Source organism: Stenotrophomonas sp. STEN029 (genome assembly GCF_056760015.1).
Genome location: NZ_JBRREC010000004.1, coordinates 59754 through 78472, shown reverse-complemented (window position 1 = coordinate 78472; position 18719 = coordinate 59754). Strand labels below are relative to the sequence as shown.

The following is an 18719-nucleotide window of genomic DNA, read 5'->3' as shown; positions in this document are numbered from 1 at the left end:
GAGGCGCGCCTCCCGTTGCGGTTTTTTTTGTTGATACCCGGCGCTTTGCGCCTGGGGTTGGTCAACGTTATTGAGCGGATCAGGAGCTGCCGAGCATGGCTCGGCACTACAGCTGCTCGTTTACGCGAACTGCTTGAGGAAGCGGACGTCGTTTTCGAAGAAGGCGCGCAGGTCGTTGACGCCGTAACGCAGCATCGCGAAACGCTCAACGCCCAGGCCGAAAGCGAAGCCGGTGTAGCGCTCCGGATCGATGCCAACAGACTTCAACACGTTCGGGTGGACCATGCCGCAACCCAGCACTTCCAGCCAGCGGGTGCTGCCATCGGGCTGCTGCCAGGCGATGTCCACTTCCGCACCCGGCTCCACGAACGGGAAGTAGCTCGGGCGGAAACGCATCTCGAAATCGCGCTCGAAGAAGGCGCGCACGAACTCGGACAAGGTGCCCTTGAGGTCGGCGAAGTTGGAGTGCTCGTCCACCAGCAGGCCTTCGACCTGATGGAACATCGGCGAATGGGTCTGGTCGCTGTCGCTGCGGTACACCTTGCCGGCCGCGATCATGCGCAGCGGCGGCTTGTGGTCGCCCATGTAGCGCACCTGCACACCAGAGGTATGCGTGCGCAGCAGGCGGCCGTCGCCGAAGTAGAAGGTGTCATGCATGGCGCGCGCCGGGTGGTGCGGCGGGAAGTTCAGCGCCTCGAAGTTGTGCCAGTCGTCTTCGATTTCCGGGCCTTCGGACAGTTCGTAACCGAGGCGGGCGAAGATTTCGGTGATGCGCTCCAGGGTGCGCGTGACCGGATGCAGGCCGCCGCGTTCGCCATGGCGGCCCGGCAAGGTGACATCGATGCTTTCAGAGGCCAGGCGTGCATCCAGCGCGGCGTTTTCCAGCAGCGTCTTGCGCTCACCCAACGCGGAGGACACGGCGTCGCGCGCGATATTGATCGCCTCGCCTGCTGCCTTGCGCTCGTCGGCCGGCAATGCGCCAAGCTGCTTGAGCTGTGCGGTGATGCTGCCGCTCTTGCCCAACAGCGAAACACGCAGGTTTTCCAGCGTTTCCGGGCTCTGCGCCGCGGCCACATCGGCCAGCGCCTGCGCGGTCAAGGATTGGATGTCACTCATGGGATCGACGAAACCTCTGGCCGGCTTGCCTACGCGGTACGCGCCGGGCCGACCCCCGTCGCCACCAGTGGCTGACCGCCGCGCAACCATCGGCAGCGGCAACCAGCACAAAAAAGAATGGGGAAGGACTTGCGCCCTTCCCCATGCATTGTCTCACCACAGCCGCTGCGCGTGAACGCTACAACTGCTGCAGGAAGAGCTTATGCCGCCAGTGCGCCCTTGGCCTTTTCTGCCAGAGCGGCAAAACCGGCTGCGTCGTGCACGGCGATATCAGCCAGAACCTTACGGTCCAGGGTGATACCAGCCTTCAGCAGGCCGTTCATGAAACGGCTGTAGCTCAGGCCGTTGATGCGGGCAGCCGCATTGATGCGGGTGATCCACAGCGAACGGAAATTGCGCTTCTTCTGCTTACGGCCAATGTAGGCGTACTGCTGCGCCTTGATGACTGCCTGCTTGGCAACGCGGAAGACCTTGCGACGGGCGTTGTAATAGCCCTTGGCGAGATCCAATACTTTCTTGTGGCGGCGGCGCGCCTGCACACCACGCTTTACTCGTGCCATGGTTCAGTCCTCAGAGGTAGGGAAGCATACGGTCCAGACGGCCTGCGTCTTCTGCGCGGACGTGATTCGTCTGACGCAGGTTACGCTTCCGCTTGGTCGCTTTCTTCGTGAGGATGTGGCTACGGTTGGCGTGACCGCACTTGTACTTGCCGGAGGCGGTCTTGCGGAAACGCTTGGCCGCCGCCCGGTTGGTCTTGATCTTGGGCATTGCTATGTCCTTGATGGTCTCTTTACTGACTGGGCGGTGGGCTGACCCACACTTTCCATCCTTGCCCTTGTCTGTCAAAAGCCCGCGCTCCCACTGGAGGCAGGCAGGTCCTGGGGGTGAAGCAAACAACAAACCCGGCGAACCGGGCCGCCCATTATGCCTTGTGCACCAGCCACTTGCAAACTGCAAGCAGGCTGGCACCCAAATTGGCTGAACAGGCATGCAAACAGGGAGGTAGCCGAAGCCCCTCCCTGTTCAGCAAAGCAGCAGGCCCGTGGGCCGACGGCTTACTTCTTCTTCGGCGCGATCATCATGACCATCTGCCGGCCTTCCAGGCGCGGACGGGACTCGATCACGATTTCCTCACCCAGATCAGCCTCGATCCGGTTGGCCATCTCGCGACCCAGTTCCTGATGGCTCATTTCGCGGCCACGGAAGCGGATGTTGACCTTGATCTTGTCGCCGTCCTCGAGGAAACGACGCATGTTGCGCAGCTTGATCTGGTAGTCGCCCTCGTCCGTAACCGGACGGAACTTCACTTCCTTGATCTCGACCTGCTTGGTCTTCTTCTTGGCCTCGTTGGCCTTCTTCTGCATCTCGAACTTGAACTTGCCGAAGTCCATGATCTTGCAGACAGGCGGATCGGCCTGGGGCTGGATTTCAACCAGGTCCAGGCCTTCATCTTCGGCCATGGACAGCGCTTCGTCGCGCGACAACACGCCAATCATTTCACCGTCACTGCCGATCACGCGTACGCGCGGCACCCGGATTTCCTGATTACGGCGGTTCTGTTTGTTGTCAGGGATACTGATATTGCAATCTCCAAGTGGATTAGTACCGGCCCTGCGGAGTGTCCGCCGGGGCCGGGGCCCTACTTACTTCAATGCTTCAATTCTGCCTGCAGCCGCTCGACGAAGGCCTGAACCGACATCGAACCAAGGTCTTCACCTGACCGCGTGCGTACCGCCACGGCCCCGTTCTCCTTCTCGCGGTCGCCCACGACCAGCAGGTACGGTACGCGCTGCAGCGTATGCTCGCGAATCTTATAGCCGATCTTCTCGTTGCGCAAATCGGCGTCAACCCGGAAGCCTTGATTTGCAAGGCTTTTGCGAACTTCGTCGACGTAATCGGCCTGGGCGTCGGTGATATTGGCCACCACCACCTGCACCGGCGCCAGCCAGGTCGGGAACGCACCGGCGTGCTGCTCGATCAGAATGCCCAGGAAACGCTCCATCGAGCCCACGATCGCACGGTGCAGCATCACCGGATGGCGCTTCTGGCTGTTCTCGTCCACGTATTCAGCACCGAGGCGACCCGGCATCATGAAGTCGACCTGCATGGTGCCCAGCTGCCAGGTACGGCCGATGGCGTCCTTCAGGTGATACTCGATCTTCGGGCCGTAGAAGGCGCCCTCGCCCGGCAGCTCCTGCCATTCGACGCCACAGCTGGACAGCGCGGTGCGCAGCGCGCCCTCGGCCTTGTCCCAGGTCTCGTCATCGCCCAGGCGCGATTCCGGACGCAGCGCGATCTTGACCTGGATTTCCTCGAAACCGAACGCCTTGTACACCGCCAGCGCCTGCTGGTGGAAGGCCGTCACTTCGGCTTCGACCTGGCTCTCGGTGCAGAAGATGTGGCCATCGTCCTGGGTGAAACCACGCACGCGCAGGATGCCGTGCAGCGCGCCGGACGGCTCGTTGCGATGGCAGGCGCCGAACTCGCCGTAGCGGATCGGCAGGTCGCGATAGCTGTGCAGACCCTGGTTGAACAGCTGCACGTGGCCCGGGCAGTTCATCGGCTTCAGCGCATAGGTGCGCTTCTCCGACTCGGTGAAGAACATGTTGTCCTGGTAGTTATCCCAGTGACCGGACTTCTTCCACAGGCTCACGTCGAGGATCTGCGGGCAACGCACTTCGCCGTAACCACTCTGGCGGTAGACATTGCGCATGTACTGCTCGACGACCTGCCAGATCGACCAACCCTTCGGGTGCCAGAACACCAGGCCCGGCGCCTCTTCCTGCAGGTGGAACAGGTCCTGCTGTTTGCCGATGCGGCGGTGGTCGCGCATTTCAGCTTCTTCGATGCGCTTGATATAGGCCTCGAGCTGCTTCTTGTCGGCCCAGGCAGTGCCGTAGATACGCTGCAGCTGCTCGTTCTTGGCATCGCCACGCCAGTACGCACCGGAGATGCGCATCAGCTTGAAGGACTTCAGGAAGCGCGTGTTCGGCACGTGCGGGCCGCGGCACATGTCCACGTATTCCTGGTGGTAGTACATGCCCATCGCGGTGATGTCGTCGGACATGTCTTCGATCAGGCGCAGCTTGTAGTCCTCGCCACGCGCCTTGAAGATTTCGACCACTTCCGCGCGCGGCGTGACCTTCTTGATCACGTCATAGTCCTGCGCGATCAGCTCGCCCATGCGCTTCTCGATCGCCGCCATGTCTTCCGGCGTGAACGGGCGCTCGTTGTAGATGTCGTAGTAGAAGCCTTCAGCGATGACCGGACCGATCACCATCTTGGCTTCCGGGTACAACTGCTTCACGGCATGACCGACCAGGTGGGCGCACGAGTGACGGATGATTTCCACACCCTCCTCGTCCTTGGCGGTGATGATGCGCAGCGAAGCGTCGTGATCGATCACGTCGCTGGCATCGACCTGCACGCCGTCCACGGCGCCGGCAATGGTGGCCTTGGCCAGGCCCGCACCAATGGACTGGGCAACGTCCATGACGCTGACCGGGTTTTCGAACTGACGGACGCTGCCGTCTGGGAGAGTGATGTTGATCATGGGATTCACCAAAGGTCACGACCCGCCGAGCGGGTTGGAAACAACGCCAACAGGCGCTGCCTCAAGGGAGTTTCATGGGGTTTCGGGCAATAAAAAAGCGCCACGACGGCGCCTGCATCAGGGCGGTGGCGGGAGATCAGCAGTGGGCGATGGTAGTGCTCATGTCACACGCTCGGCCGGCGCTTGGCGCGGGCCACCTCGATTGCCGAAGGGGTTGTTGGGGAAGATAGTAAACCAATCGGGGCAAACCTGCTCTGGGGACTTTCCGCGCCACACGCCACCCCCAGCGCCAGAAGCCTGAACCCCAGCCCCCGCAGCCGGACTTCAGCAGAATGAAGGCGCCCCAGCCACGCCGACCAAGCAACCCGGGACCGCCCGAAAGCCCGGCAAAACCCGTAAAGCTGGCAACCACGGGTAGGCCCCGATGGCCTCCTGCGGCCAGTAACCGACGGTCCAGCCAACCGCCCCCTCGAAACGGCCGCACACCCACGGATCCTCAATGCCCAGCCACACCCAGCTGCCGCCGTGCCCCACCAAAAACCGGAAGATTCTTGCTCACGCAGTGAATGCCGCCACCACCGGCAGCAATCGGGTCGATATTGAGCTGGACGATCTCGCGCCCCGGATAGAGCGACTTCAGCAGATCCCTGCAGCGCGCATCTGCCTCGGCATCACCGAACTCGGGAGCGATGACCGCAACATTGATTGGCAGAAAATTGATGTAACCCGCCGCATAGTCGGCTTCGCGCGTGTACACGTTGTCGCGCGGCGCCTGCGGTGGCGACAGCGTATGCACCTGCAATCGTCGCCCGGCCGCATCGGTGGCTGCCTCCAGAATCTCCAGATGACGGCGGGTAACCGCGAAATCATAGGACTCAGGGTCGTTGTCGAGATTGGCAATGACCACACCTGGCGAGGCAAAACGGGCATAGAAATCAACATGGGCATCGGTGATGTCGCGCCCCTTGATTCCCGGCAACCAGATGATCTTGCGCAAGCCCAGCACCGACTTCAGTTCAGCCTCGACCTGCCCCCTGCTCATGCCCGGATTGCGGTTGTCGTTGACCCAGCAACTCTCGGTGATGATCGCCGTGCCATCACCATCCACCTCGATACCACCGCCTTCGCCGATGAGGCGACTGCGTATATAGCGTGCCTGCAGATCACCACTCAAGATCTTCGCCACAGCGGTATCGGCCGCAAAAGCCTGCTTGCGCCCCCAGCCATTGAAGTTGAAATCAACCAATGCGAGCTGCGCATCAGGCCCAAGCACGAAACAACCGCCGTAATCGCGCACCCAGATGTCATCGAGCGGCATCGGCATATAGCGGATGTTGGCAGTGCCGCAGGCACGCCTGGCCTCAGCCTCCTGCGCCTGGCGGCACAGAATGGTGACAGGCTGATAGCGGGCTATCGTCCTGGCAAGCAGCGCAACCGTCCGGTTCACCGGGCCAGCCCAATCACGCCAGACCGCCCTGGATGCGGCATAGGCGAGAAATACACGCTCCTGCGACGCCTCCTCCGCAGGCACGCGCCATTGCGGCTCGGCCATTGCCACCAGCGGCGCAGACATGCCGATCTTCACAGATGCCGCCGCACCGACACCAACAGAAAGCTGGGCAAGAAACTGCCTACGACTGGACATCACGCCACCTCAACGAATATTCAACAGGGCAACCAGCCAGCCCACGGGACGTGGCCAACGGATAGCAGCGCACGCAGCACCCGGCCACCGCCAACACCAGAGAAACTCGCAGCATCAGGCGAACAGATACTCCCGTGCAACGGATGAAGGTGCTGTCGCGACAGGCGTAGCGAGGGACTCACACACGGCATCGCCCAGCACGCAATCCAGCGCACTGCGAGACGCGCAGGAAGAGTGACCACAAGGGACTCTGCTGAACCAAGAGATACCCGGATCTGCCGGGGTCTACGGGATGCGAATGGGAGGCCAGAACGCCTGATTCGCTCGTCACGTGAATCCACCGAAACCGTCGCTGCCGCGTAGTTTCAAGTGGTGGGCGGTACAGGGTTCGAACCTGTGACCCCTACCATGTCAAGGTCCCGGGACACTAGGAAAATCAATCACTAAGCACGACAGTGCGCGACAGATCGCGACACTGAGAACCCCATCCTGCCGTGGTCGCGACACGGCAGCGATGCCAGAGTGATGACACCCGATGTCCACCTAGCGTAGGCGGCATAGGAGCTGCCTTGCGGCTAGCGCGCCACCGGCCTATAACGACTTTCCCAAGTTCACTTATCAAGGCCATGGACGACCTGAGCCCAGAAGCATGGAAGCTCCTTCAACAAATGACTCCAGCCTTGATCGGCTTGCTCGGTGTCATTGTGGGTGCATTCCTTACCACTATTCGAGAGTGGTGGTCTCATCGACAAAGGACCAAGAAGGCCGCCGCCTATTTGACAGCCATTGTCGGGGGCGAGCTCGACAGGTTCATCCTTGCATGTAGCGAGGTTGCCCAAGACAGCGGGGAGCCCGATCAAATAGGGGAGATGCACCCTAGGGCTTCGCGCCCAAAATTTGAGCCGGAGCAGCTCCAAGTGGAATGGCTATCCATCCCCGAAGATGTCATGTTCCCGATATTGGACTTACCCAACCAGGTAAGAGCGGCGGATAACGCGATCGCAGATGTGTTCACCTACGGGGATGACCCCCCCGAATATATCCGGACATACCAAGAGAGCCAATATCAGTATTCCCTTATTGGCCTTGACGCAATAAAAGCGGTTTCGAGACTTCGTTCACATGCCCGTCTTAGACCACGGAAGAACGATGGCCAATGGGATCCAACGTCTCTCTTTGAGAGGAAGGTGATTGAATACAGGGCCCGGCGGAAGAAAGAAGAAGCTGAGCATCGCGCACTGCTGTTGTCCCAGAATGCATAGCTGGCTCTGGCGAGCATTCACCCGCCAGAGCGATGCAGATCAACCGAGCTCAGGCAGTCCCAGCTCCGCTCTGATCATCGTCGCCACAACTTGCGTGGAACGAGCCTGGGTCAGCATGTCCTTCGTGATCTGATCAAACTGCTTCACAACACCAGTCGATGGCATGCCGCGGCCCTTGCGAAACTCGGCATACAGTACGACGTGGTCGGGGCTGAGTTCTTTCTCCATCGAGGTCTCGGCCGCCCTGCGGCAATGCTCCCTGCCGTCAGGCGTGCCGCTGCCTGCGTCCTGGTCTGGATGCACCGGCCGGAAACCGCCCGGTGCAACCTCGCTGCCAAACGAAAGTACCAGGGCACGCTGGCTTTGCTTTTCCTTTTTCAAAACTAACCCCTGTAACAACGCCGGCGGATTGCCGACGCCCCGAAATTGCCCCTTTTTTTACCGTCCACCTTGGGGTGCAAGAAAGTTGCATTTCCTCGCACATGCCTACTCCGCCGGCCCCACCCTCTCTTGCAGGCGCGCCGCCAGCTTGGGGTTGATGACGATGCCCGCTTCGGCCTTCGCGCTGTACCTGGCCCGGGACTTCAAAGAAGCCCGGATGCTGTCGGAGGAGATGGCGAGCTCCGGGTTCGCCTTGTTGAACGCACGGACCTTCTCCATGACCGCAACTCGATCCGCTGCATCACCGTTCCGGATGGCCATGGCGTAGGCATTCATCAGGCTCTGGCGTCGCTTGGTGATGTGCTCCTCGTAGTTCTTCAGCGCGCGGTTGCGTTCATACCGCTCCGCCACCTCGGCTGGGCTGAAGCCGGCGCCCTGCAGCAGCACCTGCCACGGACTCACATCCTCGAGCACTGGATCGCCGCGCAAGGTATTGAGCGCCCTGTTCTCGGGCGCCCTGGGCCTGCCGATGATGGGCGTGGCCATGGGTACCCTCAACGCCCTGCAGTCCGCGTTCGGTGACGATGACGAGCCTTGGGACGCAGAGACGGAGTTCAGAGCGCTCCTCGCCGAGGCACTGGGCCCCAGCGGCGCCGAGGTTCTGCTGCGGGGGCCAGTCAACAAACTCACCGGTGCCAACATAGCTGGCCGTGTGGGACTGGACTCCCTTTGGATCCGCGACGCCGATCGGGAGCTCGAGGGCCGAGGGCTGTTCAACCACCTGCTGGAGCAGGCGGCAGGCCCGATGGGTGGCGTTCTCAAAAACGTCCTGGTGGGCACCCAGCAGGTCGGAGAGGGCCACACCATGCGTGGTGTAGAGACCATGCTGCCCAAGGGCCTGAAGGACGGCGTCGAGGCGCAGTGGAACGCGCAGGAACAAGCGCTCACCACGCAGCACCAGAACGCGCTGCGCCAGATTGAATCGGCCCGCCAGCAGGCGATGCTTGCGGGCGCTTCCTCGACGTTCGGCCAATTGGCGGATATCGCCAAGGCCTACGGCGGCGAGCAGAGCAAGACGTATCGCGCCCTGTTCGCGATCAGCAAGGCGTTCGCCGTCGCGCAGGCGGCCGTCGCGCTAGCGCAGAACGTGGCCGAAGCGAGCAAGGCAGGATTCCCGCAGAACATCGGCTTCATCGCCGGTGCGCTCGCCCAGGGCGCGCAGATCGCATCGCTGCTCTCGCAAGCGAGCTTCGACACCGGCAGTGGGTTCGCGGAAGGCGGGTGGATCAGCCCGCGCCGCACCTTCACCTTCGACGTTGTCGCCGAAGAGCAAGCGCGGCGTGTGGCGGATGCGCTTCTGTTCGATCGCGGCACGAAGCTGTGGGCGTTGCCGATCTGGCCAGACGTCCAGCGTTTGTCTGCTGGCGTCGCCGAGGACGTCACCGTCGTTCCCTGCCGCACTGCCGGATTCGAGTTCCGGGAAGGCGGCCAGGCGATGCTGTGGCGCTCGGTGAACGCGTTTGAGGTCGTGACCATCGACGCAGTTCTGAGCGATAGCCTGGCGCTGCTGCAGCCTCTCACTGCCGCGTGGCCAGCAGGCACCCGCCTGTACCCCATCCGCACGGCCCGAGTCGTCGACGGCGCGGAAGAGCGCGCTTGGAACGACGTCGCAGGCAAGCGCAGCGTCAGCTTCGAAATCGCAGAGGCGTGCGACTGGCCCGCGATCCTTCCGGCCGCCCTATACCTCGGGTTCCCGGTCCTGGAGCATCGGCCCGACGAGGGATCAGATCCTACGTCCAGCTATGCGCGGCAGATCGAGATCGTCGACGAGGGCAGCGGACCGCCTTCCGTGTTCGACCTGGCCGGCCGTGCCTTCCGTAGCGCCTCGCACCGTTGGCTGATGGATGGCCGCGTCGAGCATGGCGTCGTCCGATCGCTGCTCTACGGTCTGGCGGGTCGGTTGTCGCCGGTGTGGGTGCCCAGCTGGTCTGCTGACCTGAAGGTAGTGGCTACCATCGCGGCCGATAGCACGACCGTCGCCGTCCAGTGGTGCGGCTACACGCTGTTCGGCCGCCAGCAACAGGGCCGGCGCGACATCCGCATCGAACTCAAGGACGGCACGGTCTACTACCGCCGGGTCACCGGATCCAGCGAGGCCGGAGCCAATGAATCGCTGACGTTGAGCTCGGCATTGGGCGCAAGCGTCACGCCGGCAAGGATCCGGCTCGTGTCGTTCATGTGCCTCTGCACGCAGGCCAGCGACGAGATCGAGATCGACCACCAGACAGACGCTGACGGCATCGGCGTATGCGACATGAGCTTCATGGCGGTGACCGATGACGTTTAGCATTCGCGAGTTCAGTCGCTGGTTCGGCCAGCCGATCGCACTCTTCCGGTTCGAGCGCGGCCCCATAGCCAAGCACTACACCAGCGCCGACCGAGTGATCACCATTGGTTCGGAAGAGTTCATGCCGATCAGCATCGCTCGCGGCCCGATCCGTGAAGGCGTCGATGCGAAACGGAGCAACGTGACCATTACGCTGCCGTTGAAGTTGGGCGACGACGACGTGGAGATCGCGTCGTGGTGGCGGCCGTACCCGCCCAGCGATCCAGTGATGGTCACCTGCATGGCGCAGCACTACGGCGACAGCGAGGTGGCGACCGAGTGGATCGGCCGCGTCGTTGCTCCTTCTTACACCGACACGACACTGAAACTCACGTGCGAACCGTCGCGAACATCTGGCCGCAGGAGCGGGCTGCAGCTGAAGTGGCAGCGTGGCTGCCCACTAGCGCTGTACGGCCAAGGCCTGGGCATGTGCAACGTCGACAAGGAACTCCATGCGCTGCCCGCCGTGCTGAGCGACGTGAGTGGATTGATGCTCACCGCACCGGAGTTCGCGACATTGCCGGTCGGGCGTCTGGCTGGCGGCTACATCGAATGGACGCGGGCCGATGGCCTCAAGGAATTCCGCACCATCATGGCCCACACGGGCGCCGCGATCGTCGTCAACTACGGCGCCGCAGATCTTGCCGATGACCTTGAGGTGACCGCCTACCCAGGATGCGCGCACAACTGGGCGGATTGTGACGGCTACTTCGAGAACGGCGAAAACTACGGCGGGTCGATGTACCTGCCAGTGAAGAACCTCTTCGATGGGAACCCGGTGTGGTGATGCGCTCCCTTCACGCTAAGCGCCTGCGCGCGTTGTTTCTCGCGATCGCCTACGAGGCGCGGGCCCGCGTCTATGCCACGAAGTATGTCGGTGGCCGCCCAGTGCACGCCGCATGGGTGCAAGTGATCTGGGCGATCGTGGTCATCATCCTGTCGCTGCTTGTGTCCTACGCGATGCGTCCCAAGCCGCAGAACCAGGAGGCTCAGAAGGGCAACGCGCCGACCGTGAAAGATGGCAAGTCGATCATCCGGATCTACGGCACCGTGTGGGTCGACGATTCGATCGTCCTCGGTTGGAAGCCCGCCGGCACGGACGCTATCCGAAAGAAAGGCGGCAAGAAGTGATCGTGCGCATCGAGCATATGCGAACGATTCGAGGTTTCGGGCCGAAGCCGGGCTTTTGTGCTGCCGGCGGCCGTGCTTGGTTTGCAAGGCACGGCCTGGACTGGACGAGCTTCGTGCGCGACGGCATCGACGCGGCGGTGCTCGAAGCGACCGGCGACGGGTTCGCGCTTGCCCTGGTGGCGCACGCAAAAGAACAGGAAGAGGCAGAGCATGGGCGGTAGCAGCAAGAAGACCACCGTCGGCTACTGGTACAAGCTGATCATGCACTTCGGCTGGTGCAAGGGTCCGATCGACGCGTTCCTCGAGTTCCGGGGCGGTGATCGCACGGCATGGCGCGGCGAGCTAACCAGCAGCGGTCAGATCTACATCAACGCCGAGAACCTGTGGGGCGGCGAGACATCGGAAGGCGGCATCTCCGGAACGTTCGACGTCAGATTCGGAGAGCCCAGCCAAGCGCCCAGCGGCTATCTAGCGGGGCAGCTTGGACCCGAACAGAGCGCCTATCGCGGCCGAGCCGGCGGCGTGTTCCAGGGCGGCCGGTACGGCGCCTTCAACCCCTATCCGAAACCCGCCTCTTTCAAGCTGCGGCGGATCCTGAAAGGCTGGGACAACGACGAGTGCTGGTACCCGGAAGTGGCGGAGATAGGCTTGGTCTCGCCTTCATCGGTCGCTGTCTACTTCGCGCTGGATCTGTCCGGGTCGATGGACACGATGACCCCAAACGGGCAGACGCGCCTGACGAACATGAAGTCCGCGATCAACGCGGCGCTGGACTTCATCGGCTCGCTGATCGCCGAGCGCAATGTGAACACCGACATCATGATCGTCGGCTTCGGCACTTCGCCTGCAGGTCGGACATCGATTCTGCGGCGCGGCGTTGATAGCAGCGACATCGATGACCTCAAGACCTGGGTGAGCGGCAGCACGTCGGCTTACACCACGTACTTCACGGCCGGCGTGATGGACATGCCGGACTTCTTCTCGGGAGCACCTGGCGACGCTAAGCGGCTGGCTTTCTTCGTCACCGATGGCGAGCCCGCGGACGCCGGATCCGGGATGACCTCGCTGCAGATCGCCGAAGAGGCGGGCGCAATTGTCAACGGCATCACCGCGCTCGCCTGCTATGGCATGAACATCGACCTTTCGGACGGGACTGATCTGCATTACGTGATCGCATTGGACGAGCTTTCGGGCGAGAAGAACGCGCTGATCATAGATCGCGTTACCCCATACGTTGCTTAGACACACGGCTGCAGGAGCCAAGCATGAGACGCATCCGATTCGAAGTACTCCCCGACGTCGAGGGCGGCTGGAGCGTGACGCGCGACAGCGTCGTGAGCGGCACGTTCGAGCTCAAGCAGCCGGCAATCGATTACGCCGTCGACGCGGCGAACCGCGCTTGGCAGCAGGGCAAGCCGGCGCAGCTGTTCATCAAGGGCAAGGACGGCCGGATCCAGGACGAGCGCACCTACGGTCGCGACCCGGTGCAGACGAGAGGTTGAAAGACAGGGCGACCACCGACGTGCGTCAACACGCCGGCGGCCGCCAGAAGAATCACGTGATTGCGCACGTGTCCCCAGCCCAGGGCCCTGCCACCTCCGCGGAGGCGGGTCCAGCCTATCAGGACACGCAACGATGCCAAACCCGATCATCCCCTGGCCAGGCGGCAAGCGAAAGCTGCTGCGCCACCTCTATCCCCACTTCCCGTCGCACGAATGCTACGTCGAGGCCTTCGCCGGCGGAGCAGCCGCGCTACTGCTGCGGCCGTACCCCGCGCCGGTCGAGGTGCTGAACGACATCAATGGCGAGCTCGTGCGCCTGTATCGCTGCGTGCGCCATCACCTGGACGAGTTCGTCCGCATGTTCCGCTGGAGCCTGGTCTCGCGCGAGATGTTCGAGTGGGCGCAGATGGAGCGGCCGGAGACGCTGACTGACATCCAGCGCGCCGCCAGATTCTACTACCTGCAGAAGCTCGCCTTCGGTGGCAAGGTCCACGGCCAGAACTTCGGCTACGTGGCCAGCGGCAGCGGCCCGAAGCTCAACCTGCTGCGCATCGAGGAAGAGCTCAGCATGGTCCACCTGCGCCTGGCCAACGTCATCATCGAGCACGGCCCGTGGCACGAGGTCCTGCAGCGCTACGACCGGCCAGCGACGCTGCACTACCTGGATCCGCCGTATTGGGAGACCGAGGGCTACGGCGTCGAGTTCCCCTTCAGCGAGTATGAGCGCATGGCCAGCATGATGCGGTCGTGCCAGGGCAAGGTGGTTCTCTCGATCAACGACCATTCGGAGATCCGCCGCGTGTTCGACGGCTTCACGATGGTGCCGCTGCAGATCCACTACACGGTCGGCCGCACCGGCCGCGAGGCGGCCGCCGGCGAACTGATAATCAAGAACTGGGACGATAGCCAGGCGCAGCTGCTGTAGTCACTGCGAAAGCGAGCAAGGCTTCGGCGAATGCATGTCGATCGGACGGAACAGGAACCAGTTCCGGAACCAGCGAGGATGCAGTGTTCGGTCGATGTCCGGCTTCAGCGTGGTGTAGGACTGCTGCTTGTAGACCACGCCGTGACGTTCGTAGGTGACGACAGCGGTGCGATCGCGCTCAAGGATATTCAGCAGATCGTAGTACGTCAGGTGCAGCCCTTGCGAGGCGGCGTATGTGGACACCTGGGAACCGCCCGAGATTGGCTTCACCACGTCATCGAGGTAACCAAACGGGCCGGGCTTGCCGCGCAAGATTAGGTGGTTGTTGTAATCGCCTTCGACCGCCAGGTTTGCGAACATGTTCATCGATTGGGCTGTCTTCAGCCCGAGGTAGGGTGCATAGCAATTGACGAAGAAGAACAGGGATACGACGTTCAATATCCAGGAGCGCGAGATCAGCGCCGGGCCCAGCGTTGTTTCCCCGTCTTGGTCTTTGCCGTATTTGCCGACCAGGTAGATCGTCCAGGCCGCCCACGGAAGCCAGAACAGGCCGAGCGATGACGTATTGCCGCTCTTGGTGAGCAGCCACATTCCAGCGAACCAGAGCACTACCAGCAGCTGCCCTTTGCGCCTCCCTAGCGCGCCCTGCAGGTTCGCCCATTGGGCCGAGGTCGTGATGCGCGTCGCCGCTTCGGGCGACAGGAAAAGCAGATGCAGAGCCACCGCGAGCGTCGAGAACGACGGATAGAAGCCATAGCCGCTCAGTGCCAGCAACGAGTGAAACGCGATGCCGGCGATGATCGCAGCTTGGCGCGTTGGCCGGAACAGCAGCCCGAGCAAGATGGCGGATTCGCCGATGAGCGTGCCGTAGATGGCCAGCCAGCGGAACCACTGCGTGTCCAGTTGCGGCAACGGCTCCGGCATGGTCTGCCAGAGTGCGACGGCGCAGCTGACGGTAGGATCCAGGAAGTCGGTGTTGATCTTATGGAAGACGCCGAACACGTACATGATGGCCAGCAGGCAGCGTCCGATCGGCGCGAAGCTGCGCATGAAGCATGACCAGCTGCGGCCTCGGATCCAGTTGTAGATCGCGGCCGTCGCGATCGCCAGCAGTACGAAGTTACGAAGGATGGTGTGGTTGGAATACACCGGCATTTGCGCCCAGGCGTCCCACAGCATGAAGCCGCACAGCAGCACGAACGTGCGAGGCGAGCGCGGCCGCACCGTGAGGTAGGCACCCAAGGCGCCGATTGCCCACGTGGTCCAGAAGACGTGCGTGGTGCCTTCGTAGTAGATGTAGTACAGCAGATGCAGGTAGGCGAGCAGACCCCATGCATGGCTGAAGATCGCGAATAGCGATTGATGCTCGATCGAGTTGCCGGCGATCCGCTCGCGTCCCAGCGCGAACAACGTCAACGCCCGGCCAGCCCGCAGCACTGGGTACAGCAACGTGGCCAGCCACGCGAAGCGGAACACACTCGCGACGATTCGATTGAGGAATCCGCTGCCGCCACTGAGCATGGCCAGGGTGTGCATGGCGTCGGCGCCGGCGTAAAGCCGGCCATCCAGATCCACCACCATGCCCTGGTCGAGGTCGTAGCCGCTCGCCTGCAGCGCCTGGCGCGCCACAGCGTCGTCTCTCACGTTGACCAGGTCGACGTTGCCGACCGACTCTCGAAGGCGAAGCAGCGCCGTATAGCGCGTGCAGAACGGGCACTCTCCGTCGTAGTAGATCCTGGCTGCCATTGACTCCCCCTGACGTCCAGAGTGTATGTCTGGAGAGGCCTATCGTTCCATCGGTGAGGCTGTCGGGCTCGCGCGTAAGGCCGGTAATTTTACGTCCAATTTTACGTCCGCAATGAAAAAGGCCTGCATCTTCCGATGCAAGCCTTTGATATTACTGGCGCCCGAAGTTGGACTCGAACCAACGACCCCCTGATTAACAGTCAAGTGCTCTAACCGGCTGAGCTATTCGGGCGGGGAGGCGCATTCTATACGTTAATTACGCGCGATGGTAGGGGTGATTGGCCAACATCGCCGCTGCGCGATACAACTGCTCGGCCACGACCAGCCGAACCAGCATATGCGGCAAGGTCAGCGGACCTATCGACCACTTCTCGTCGGCCACTGCGGACACTTCCGCTGCGTGCCCTTCCGGGCCACCAATCAGGAACGCCAGGTCGCGTCCCTGCGTACGCCAGTGTTCCAAACGCTGCGCCAGCTGCTCGGAACTGAGCTGCCTGCCAGGCACATCAAGTGCCACCACGTAAGGATTCTTGGGCAGCGCAGCCAATACCCGCTTGCCCTCGTCCTCGATCGCGCGCTTGGGATCGCGCCCCTTGCCACGCAGGCCCGGCTCGATTTCCACCAGCTCCAGCGGCAACCAATGCGACAGGCGCTTCTGGTACTCGGCAAAGCCCTGCGCCACCCAGGACGGCGCGCGTTCACCGGTGGCGATCAATCTGGCTTTCATGCGTCCCCTCCTATCAACCTGCACAAACGAAGACGGCGCCCTGCGGCGCCGTCACAGCAACAGAAGCTGTGGCCGTCAGGCTCAGCCAGCATCCTGCTCGTCTTCGTCGTCGTAGGCCGAGCGCGGCTGGTCGCCGACGGTCCACAGACGCTCCAGCGCGTACAGCTCGCGCACGCGCGGCAACATGACGTGGACGATGACATCGCCCAGATCAACCAGCACCCACTCGGCTTCGCGCTCGCCCTCGACACCCAGCGGCATCACACCAAGGTTCTTGGCGAAACGCACGACTTCCTCGCCAATCGACTTGACGTGACGGGTAGAGGTACCGGAGACCACCACCATGTAATCAGCCACGCTGGACTTGCCACGCACATCGAGCTCGACGGCATCCCGGGCCTTGATCTCCTCAAGGGCGGAGTGAACGGACGCCAGCAGGGCCGGTACGGAGGGTGCCGGGCTGGGCATTTGGGTCTTGATGACTTGGGCTTCGGTGGTCAAAGCAGCAGAACTCGATGAATTAAGGGGGACGATTATAGAGAACATGCCCGCTGCCGGCATTCACACCGGCGCGGCACTGCCGTACAGGCCTTGCGCAAGGATGTACCCGGCCACCGCCGAAGGCAACAGATCCCGCCATGGCCCACCACTGGCAATGGCGGCCCGTACCTCGGTGGCCGACTCGGCATGCAGCGGCTGGCGCAGCCGCCAGACGGCTCCTGCCGGACTGGCGGTCAGGCTTTCGGACGAACTGACCCAGGCGCCCTTCAGCCGTTGCGCAAGTTCCGCTGGCAGATCGCCATCCAGGCCACTGCCTGGGCGTTCAGCCACCACGATATGCGCAAGATCGAGCAGATGCTCCCATTGGTGCCAGCTGGGCAAGCCGAGCAGGCTGTCAGCGCCCATCAGCATGGCCAAAGGCCGCTGAGGGCCAATCTGGGCGCGGAGGTCGCGCAGTGTGTCCACGGTCCATGACGGCACGCCGGGCTGCTGCTGGGCACGCTGCAGTTCGCGGGTATCCAACAGCAGGTTGGGCTCGTCGGCAACCGCCAGTGCCAGCATGTGCGCACGCTGGGCGGCATTGGCACCAGGCGGCGCCCTGTGCGGCGGATCGGCGGCCGGCATCAGGTGCACCGGCACCTGCAGCTCGGCTGCAGCGCAGCGCGCGATGGCCAGATGGCCGTTATGAACCGGATCGAAGGTGCCGCCGTAAAGCAGCCACAGGCCGCCATCTGCGGCAGCGCCTGCCGGCGACAGCCCGGCAGTACTCATTCAGCGCACGCCACGGACAAGCAGGCGCACTGCGCGGGCTTCAGCCAGCGCAACCAGCAGCCGTTCCAGCGCAAGCCAGGGATCGCCTTCTGCGCGCCCCTTGGCCATGCGGTCGACCTGCGAGGCCTCGGCGACAAAGCGCTCCCAGCGGCGGGGATCGGGGTGTCGCTGCAGGGCGCGTTTGAACGGCGCCTGGCGCGATTCCCAGATGCCCTTGGATTTCATTTCCGCAGCCAGGTTGCCGCCACTGGCCTGCACCCGGGCCAGCCCGGCGGTGATCAGCAGTTCACGGATCAGGATCGGCATCAATGCAGCCACCGCCTCACCCTCGGCGCGCAAGCCGGCGACCATCCGCAGCACAGCCTGCGCCTGTCCGGAGAACGCCGCCTCACTCAGCCTGAAGACGTCGTAGCGCGCTGCATCGGCAACCAGCGACTCCATCCTGGCAACATCCAGCGGCTGACCATCGGCCAGCAACGCCAGCTTGTCGATCTCCTGCGCGGCAGCGAGAAGATTGCCTTCAACGCGTTCGCTCAAGCGCTGCACAGCGGCAGGATCAGCGCGCAGACCCTTGCTGCGCAGGCGCCGCTCGATCCAATCCGTCAGCTCGTGTGGCTTGATCGCCCAGGCCACCGACAGCACACCAACCTTGTTGACGGCCTCGGCCCACTTGCCTTGGTGCGCCTTGCTCCACTCACCGGCGGTGATCAACAGCACCACATCCGGCGCAGGCCGTGCGCAGAAGTCGCTGATGACCTCTGCACCTTCCTTGCCCGGCTTGCCGTTGGGCAGGCGCACTTCGACCAGGCGCCGCGCACTGAACAAGCTGGGCGCATTGAAACTGGAGGCCAACTGCCCCCAATCAAAATCGCGACCATCGGCATCGAATACTTCGCGCTCACCAATACCATCGGCGCGCGCCTTGGCGCGCACCGCGTCGGCGGCCTCGATTACCCGCAACAGCTCGGGGCCGGCGATCAGGTACACCGGCGCCAAGGCTTGGGAGGCGATCTGGCTGGCCAGTTGTTCCGGTCGCAGCTCCATTGCTCAGCCCCTATGCGCCTGCGTAAAGC

General features: G+C 62.9%; 21 protein-coding genes and 1 tRNA gene. 8 read left to right on the top strand and 14 right to left on the bottom strand.

Annotation, left to right across the window (positions count from 1 at the left end; all coding sequences use genetic code 11):
• Positions 1–120: 120 nt before the first annotated feature.
• From pheS to ACVOLI_RS01820, 6 genes are all read right to left on the bottom strand, one after another.
• On the bottom strand, positions 121–1116 hold the full coding sequence (pheS, locus tag ACVOLI_RS01845; protein ID WP_296253773.1) for a phenylalanine--tRNA ligase subunit alpha: 996 nt from the start codon (positions 1114–1116) through the stop codon (positions 121–123).
• A 200-nt stretch (positions 1117–1316) separates the two neighbouring features.
• Positions 1317–1676 carry a 50S ribosomal protein L20 gene (rplT, locus tag ACVOLI_RS01840; protein ID WP_054657697.1) on the bottom strand — a complete coding sequence of 120 codons (360 nt, stop codon included), beginning with the start codon at positions 1674–1676 and terminating at the stop codon, positions 1317–1319.
• Between the two features lie 10 nt (positions 1677–1686).
• Positions 1687–1884, bottom strand: coding sequence for a 50S ribosomal protein L35 (gene rpmI / locus ACVOLI_RS01835; RefSeq protein WP_002811096.1), 198 nt, complete (start codon positions 1882–1884; stop codon positions 1687–1689).
• A gap of 287 nt (positions 1885–2171) precedes the next feature.
• Complete coding sequence (infC, locus tag ACVOLI_RS01830) at positions 2172–2696, bottom strand: translation initiation factor IF-3 (RefSeq protein ID WP_282265677.1); 525 nt, start codon at positions 2694–2696, stop codon at positions 2172–2174.
• A gap of 68 nt (positions 2697–2764) precedes the next feature.
• A complete protein-coding gene (gene thrS / locus ACVOLI_RS01825) occupies positions 2765–4669 on the bottom strand; it encodes a threonine--tRNA ligase (protein WP_481533293.1) in 1905 nt (634 codons plus the stop codon).
• Positions 4670–5165: 496 nt separating this feature from the next.
• Positions 5166–6314, bottom strand: coding sequence for an agmatine deiminase family protein (locus tag ACVOLI_RS01820; protein ID WP_481533292.1), 1149 nt, complete (start codon positions 6312–6314; stop codon positions 5166–5168).
• 626 nt (positions 6315–6940) lie between these two features.
• Between ACVOLI_RS01820 and ACVOLI_RS01815 the strand changes: the two genes are divergently transcribed.
• Positions 6941–7576, top strand: a complete 636-nt coding sequence (locus ACVOLI_RS01815; protein WP_481533291.1) for a hypothetical protein — start codon at positions 6941–6943, stop codon at positions 7574–7576.
• A 39-nt stretch (positions 7577–7615) separates the two neighbouring features.
• Here the strand turns inward: ACVOLI_RS01815 and ACVOLI_RS01810 are convergent, their stop codons facing one another.
• Both ACVOLI_RS01810 and ACVOLI_RS01805 read right to left on the bottom strand, forming a co-directional pair.
• Positions 7616–7957: a hypothetical protein gene (locus tag ACVOLI_RS01810; protein WP_481533290.1), complete on the bottom strand. Its 342-nt coding sequence runs from the start codon at positions 7955–7957 to the stop codon at positions 7616–7618.
• A gap of 105 nt (positions 7958–8062) precedes the next feature.
• A complete protein-coding gene (locus ACVOLI_RS01805; protein WP_481533289.1) occupies positions 8063–8503 on the bottom strand; it encodes a PLxRFG domain-containing protein in 441 nt (146 codons plus the stop codon).
• Between ACVOLI_RS01805 and ACVOLI_RS01800 the strand changes: the two genes are divergently transcribed.
• From ACVOLI_RS01800 to ACVOLI_RS01770, 7 genes are all read left to right on the top strand, one after another.
• A complete protein-coding gene (locus ACVOLI_RS01800; RefSeq protein ID WP_481533288.1) occupies positions 8502–10304 on the top strand; it encodes a PLxRFG domain-containing protein in 1803 nt (600 codons plus the stop codon). The two genes, ACVOLI_RS01805 and ACVOLI_RS01800, sit on opposite strands and share 2 nt — an antisense overlap.
• Positions 10294–11130: a phage BR0599 family protein gene (locus tag ACVOLI_RS01795; RefSeq protein WP_481533287.1), complete on the top strand. Its 837-nt coding sequence runs from the start codon at positions 10294–10296 to the stop codon at positions 11128–11130. The genes ACVOLI_RS01800 and ACVOLI_RS01795 overlap by 11 nt, the downstream gene beginning before the upstream one ends.
• Entirely contained in the window at positions 11130–11474 is a 345-nt protein-coding gene (locus tag ACVOLI_RS01790) for a hypothetical protein (protein ID WP_481533286.1), read from the top strand. The genes ACVOLI_RS01795 and ACVOLI_RS01790 overlap by 1 nt, the downstream gene beginning before the upstream one ends.
• Positions 11471–11695 carry a hypothetical protein gene (locus ACVOLI_RS01785; RefSeq protein WP_481533285.1) on the top strand — a complete coding sequence of 75 codons (225 nt, stop codon included), beginning with the start codon at positions 11471–11473 and terminating at the stop codon, positions 11693–11695. The genes ACVOLI_RS01790 and ACVOLI_RS01785 overlap by 4 nt, the downstream gene beginning before the upstream one ends.
• Positions 11685–12716, top strand: a complete 1032-nt coding sequence (locus ACVOLI_RS01780) for a vWA domain-containing protein (RefSeq protein ID WP_481533284.1) — start codon at positions 11685–11687, stop codon at positions 12714–12716. Before ACVOLI_RS01785 ends, ACVOLI_RS01780 begins: the two co-directional genes overlap by 11 nt.
• A 23-nt stretch (positions 12717–12739) precedes the next feature.
• Positions 12740–12976 carry a DUF2188 domain-containing protein gene (locus ACVOLI_RS01775; RefSeq protein ID WP_481533283.1) on the top strand — a complete coding sequence of 79 codons (237 nt, stop codon included), beginning with the start codon at positions 12740–12742 and terminating at the stop codon, positions 12974–12976.
• Positions 12977–13109: 133 nt separating this feature from the next.
• The gene (locus ACVOLI_RS01770; protein ID WP_481533282.1) at positions 13110–13901 is read left to right on the top strand and encodes a DNA adenine methylase; all 792 of its coding nucleotides are present in this window, start codon (positions 13110–13112) and stop codon (positions 13899–13901) included.
• On the opposite strand, the gene ACVOLI_RS01765 is transcribed toward ACVOLI_RS01770, so the two are convergent.
• From ACVOLI_RS01765 to holA, 6 genes are all read right to left on the bottom strand, one after another.
• Positions 13902–15647 carry a thiol-disulfide oxidoreductase DCC family protein gene (locus ACVOLI_RS01765; RefSeq protein ID WP_481533281.1) on the bottom strand — a complete coding sequence of 582 codons (1746 nt, stop codon included), beginning with the start codon at positions 15645–15647 and terminating at the stop codon, positions 13902–13904. It abuts the gene before it with no gap.
• Between the two features lie 155 nt (positions 15648–15802).
• Positions 15803–15879: transfer RNA gene (locus ACVOLI_RS01760), tRNA-Asn, on the bottom strand.
• Positions 15880–15903: 24 nt separating this feature from the next.
• Positions 15904–16374, bottom strand: a complete 471-nt coding sequence (gene rlmH, locus ACVOLI_RS01755) for a 23S rRNA (pseudouridine(1915)-N(3))-methyltransferase RlmH (protein ID WP_282269795.1) — start codon at positions 16372–16374, stop codon at positions 15904–15906.
• Positions 16375–16455: 81 nt separating this feature from the next.
• Entirely contained in the window at positions 16456–16875 is a 420-nt protein-coding gene (rsfS, locus tag ACVOLI_RS01750; RefSeq protein ID WP_282269796.1) for a ribosome silencing factor, read from the bottom strand.
• A gap of 60 nt (positions 16876–16935) precedes the next feature.
• Entirely contained in the window at positions 16936–17646 is a 711-nt protein-coding gene (gene nadD, locus ACVOLI_RS01745; RefSeq protein WP_481533280.1) for a nicotinate-nucleotide adenylyltransferase, read from the bottom strand.
• Entirely contained in the window at positions 17647–18690 is a 1044-nt protein-coding gene (gene holA, locus ACVOLI_RS01740) for a DNA polymerase III subunit delta (RefSeq protein WP_481533279.1), read from the bottom strand. It abuts the gene before it with no gap.
• Positions 18691–18719 lie beyond the last annotated feature (29 nt).

What these genes read in the sequence shown, in the direction of transcription:
- nadD (WP_481533280.1), bottom strand. Translation starts at nt 17,646, where the DNA reads ATGAGTACTGCCGGGCTGTCGCCGGCAGGCGCTGCCGCAGATGGCGGC.
- holA (WP_481533279.1), bottom strand. Translation starts at nt 18,690, where the DNA reads ATGGAGCTGCGACCGGAACAACTGGCCAGCCAGATCGCCTCCCAAGCC.
- rlmH (WP_282269795.1), bottom strand. Translation starts at nt 16,374, where the DNA reads ATGAAAGCCAGATTGATCGCCACCGGTGAACGCGCGCCGTCCTGGGTG.
- ACVOLI_RS01775 (WP_481533283.1), top strand. Translation starts at nt 12,740, where the DNA reads ATGAGACGCATCCGATTCGAAGTACTCCCCGACGTCGAGGGCGGCTGG.
- ACVOLI_RS01765 (WP_481533281.1), bottom strand. Translation starts at nt 15,647, where the DNA reads ATGGCAGCCAGGATCTACTACGACGGAGAGTGCCCGTTCTGCACGCGC.
- rpmI (WP_002811096.1), bottom strand. Translation starts at nt 1,884, where the DNA reads ATGCCCAAGATCAAGACCAACCGGGCGGCGGCCAAGCGTTTCCGCAAG.
- rplT (WP_054657697.1), bottom strand. Translation starts at nt 1,676, where the DNA reads ATGGCACGAGTAAAGCGTGGTGTGCAGGCGCGCCGCCGCCACAAGAAA.
- ACVOLI_RS01795 (WP_481533287.1), top strand. Translation starts at nt 10,294, where the DNA reads ATGACGTTTAGCATTCGCGAGTTCAGTCGCTGGTTCGGCCAGCCGATC.
- thrS (WP_481533293.1), bottom strand. Translation starts at nt 4,669, where the DNA reads ATGATCAACATCACTCTCCCAGACGGCAGCGTCCGTCAGTTCGAAAAC.
- ACVOLI_RS01800 (WP_481533288.1), top strand. Translation starts at nt 8,502, where the DNA reads ATGGGTACCCTCAACGCCCTGCAGTCCGCGTTCGGTGACGATGACGAG.
- ACVOLI_RS01770 (WP_481533282.1), top strand. Translation starts at nt 13,110, where the DNA reads ATGCCAAACCCGATCATCCCCTGGCCAGGCGGCAAGCGAAAGCTGCTG.
- ACVOLI_RS01815 (WP_481533291.1), top strand. Translation starts at nt 6,941, where the DNA reads ATGGACGACCTGAGCCCAGAAGCATGGAAGCTCCTTCAACAAATGACT.
- ACVOLI_RS01780 (WP_481533284.1), top strand. Translation starts at nt 11,685, where the DNA reads ATGGGCGGTAGCAGCAAGAAGACCACCGTCGGCTACTGGTACAAGCTG.
- ACVOLI_RS01820 (WP_481533292.1), bottom strand. Translation starts at nt 6,314, where the DNA reads ATGTCCAGTCGTAGGCAGTTTCTTGCCCAGCTTTCTGTTGGTGTCGGT.
- pheS (WP_296253773.1), bottom strand. Translation starts at nt 1,116, where the DNA reads ATGAGTGACATCCAATCCTTGACCGCGCAGGCGCTGGCCGATGTGGCC.
- ACVOLI_RS01790 (WP_481533286.1), top strand. Translation starts at nt 11,130, where the DNA reads ATGCGCTCCCTTCACGCTAAGCGCCTGCGCGCGTTGTTTCTCGCGATC.
- ACVOLI_RS01805 (WP_481533289.1), bottom strand. Translation starts at nt 8,503, where the DNA reads ATGGCCACGCCCATCATCGGCAGGCCCAGGGCGCCCGAGAACAGGGCG.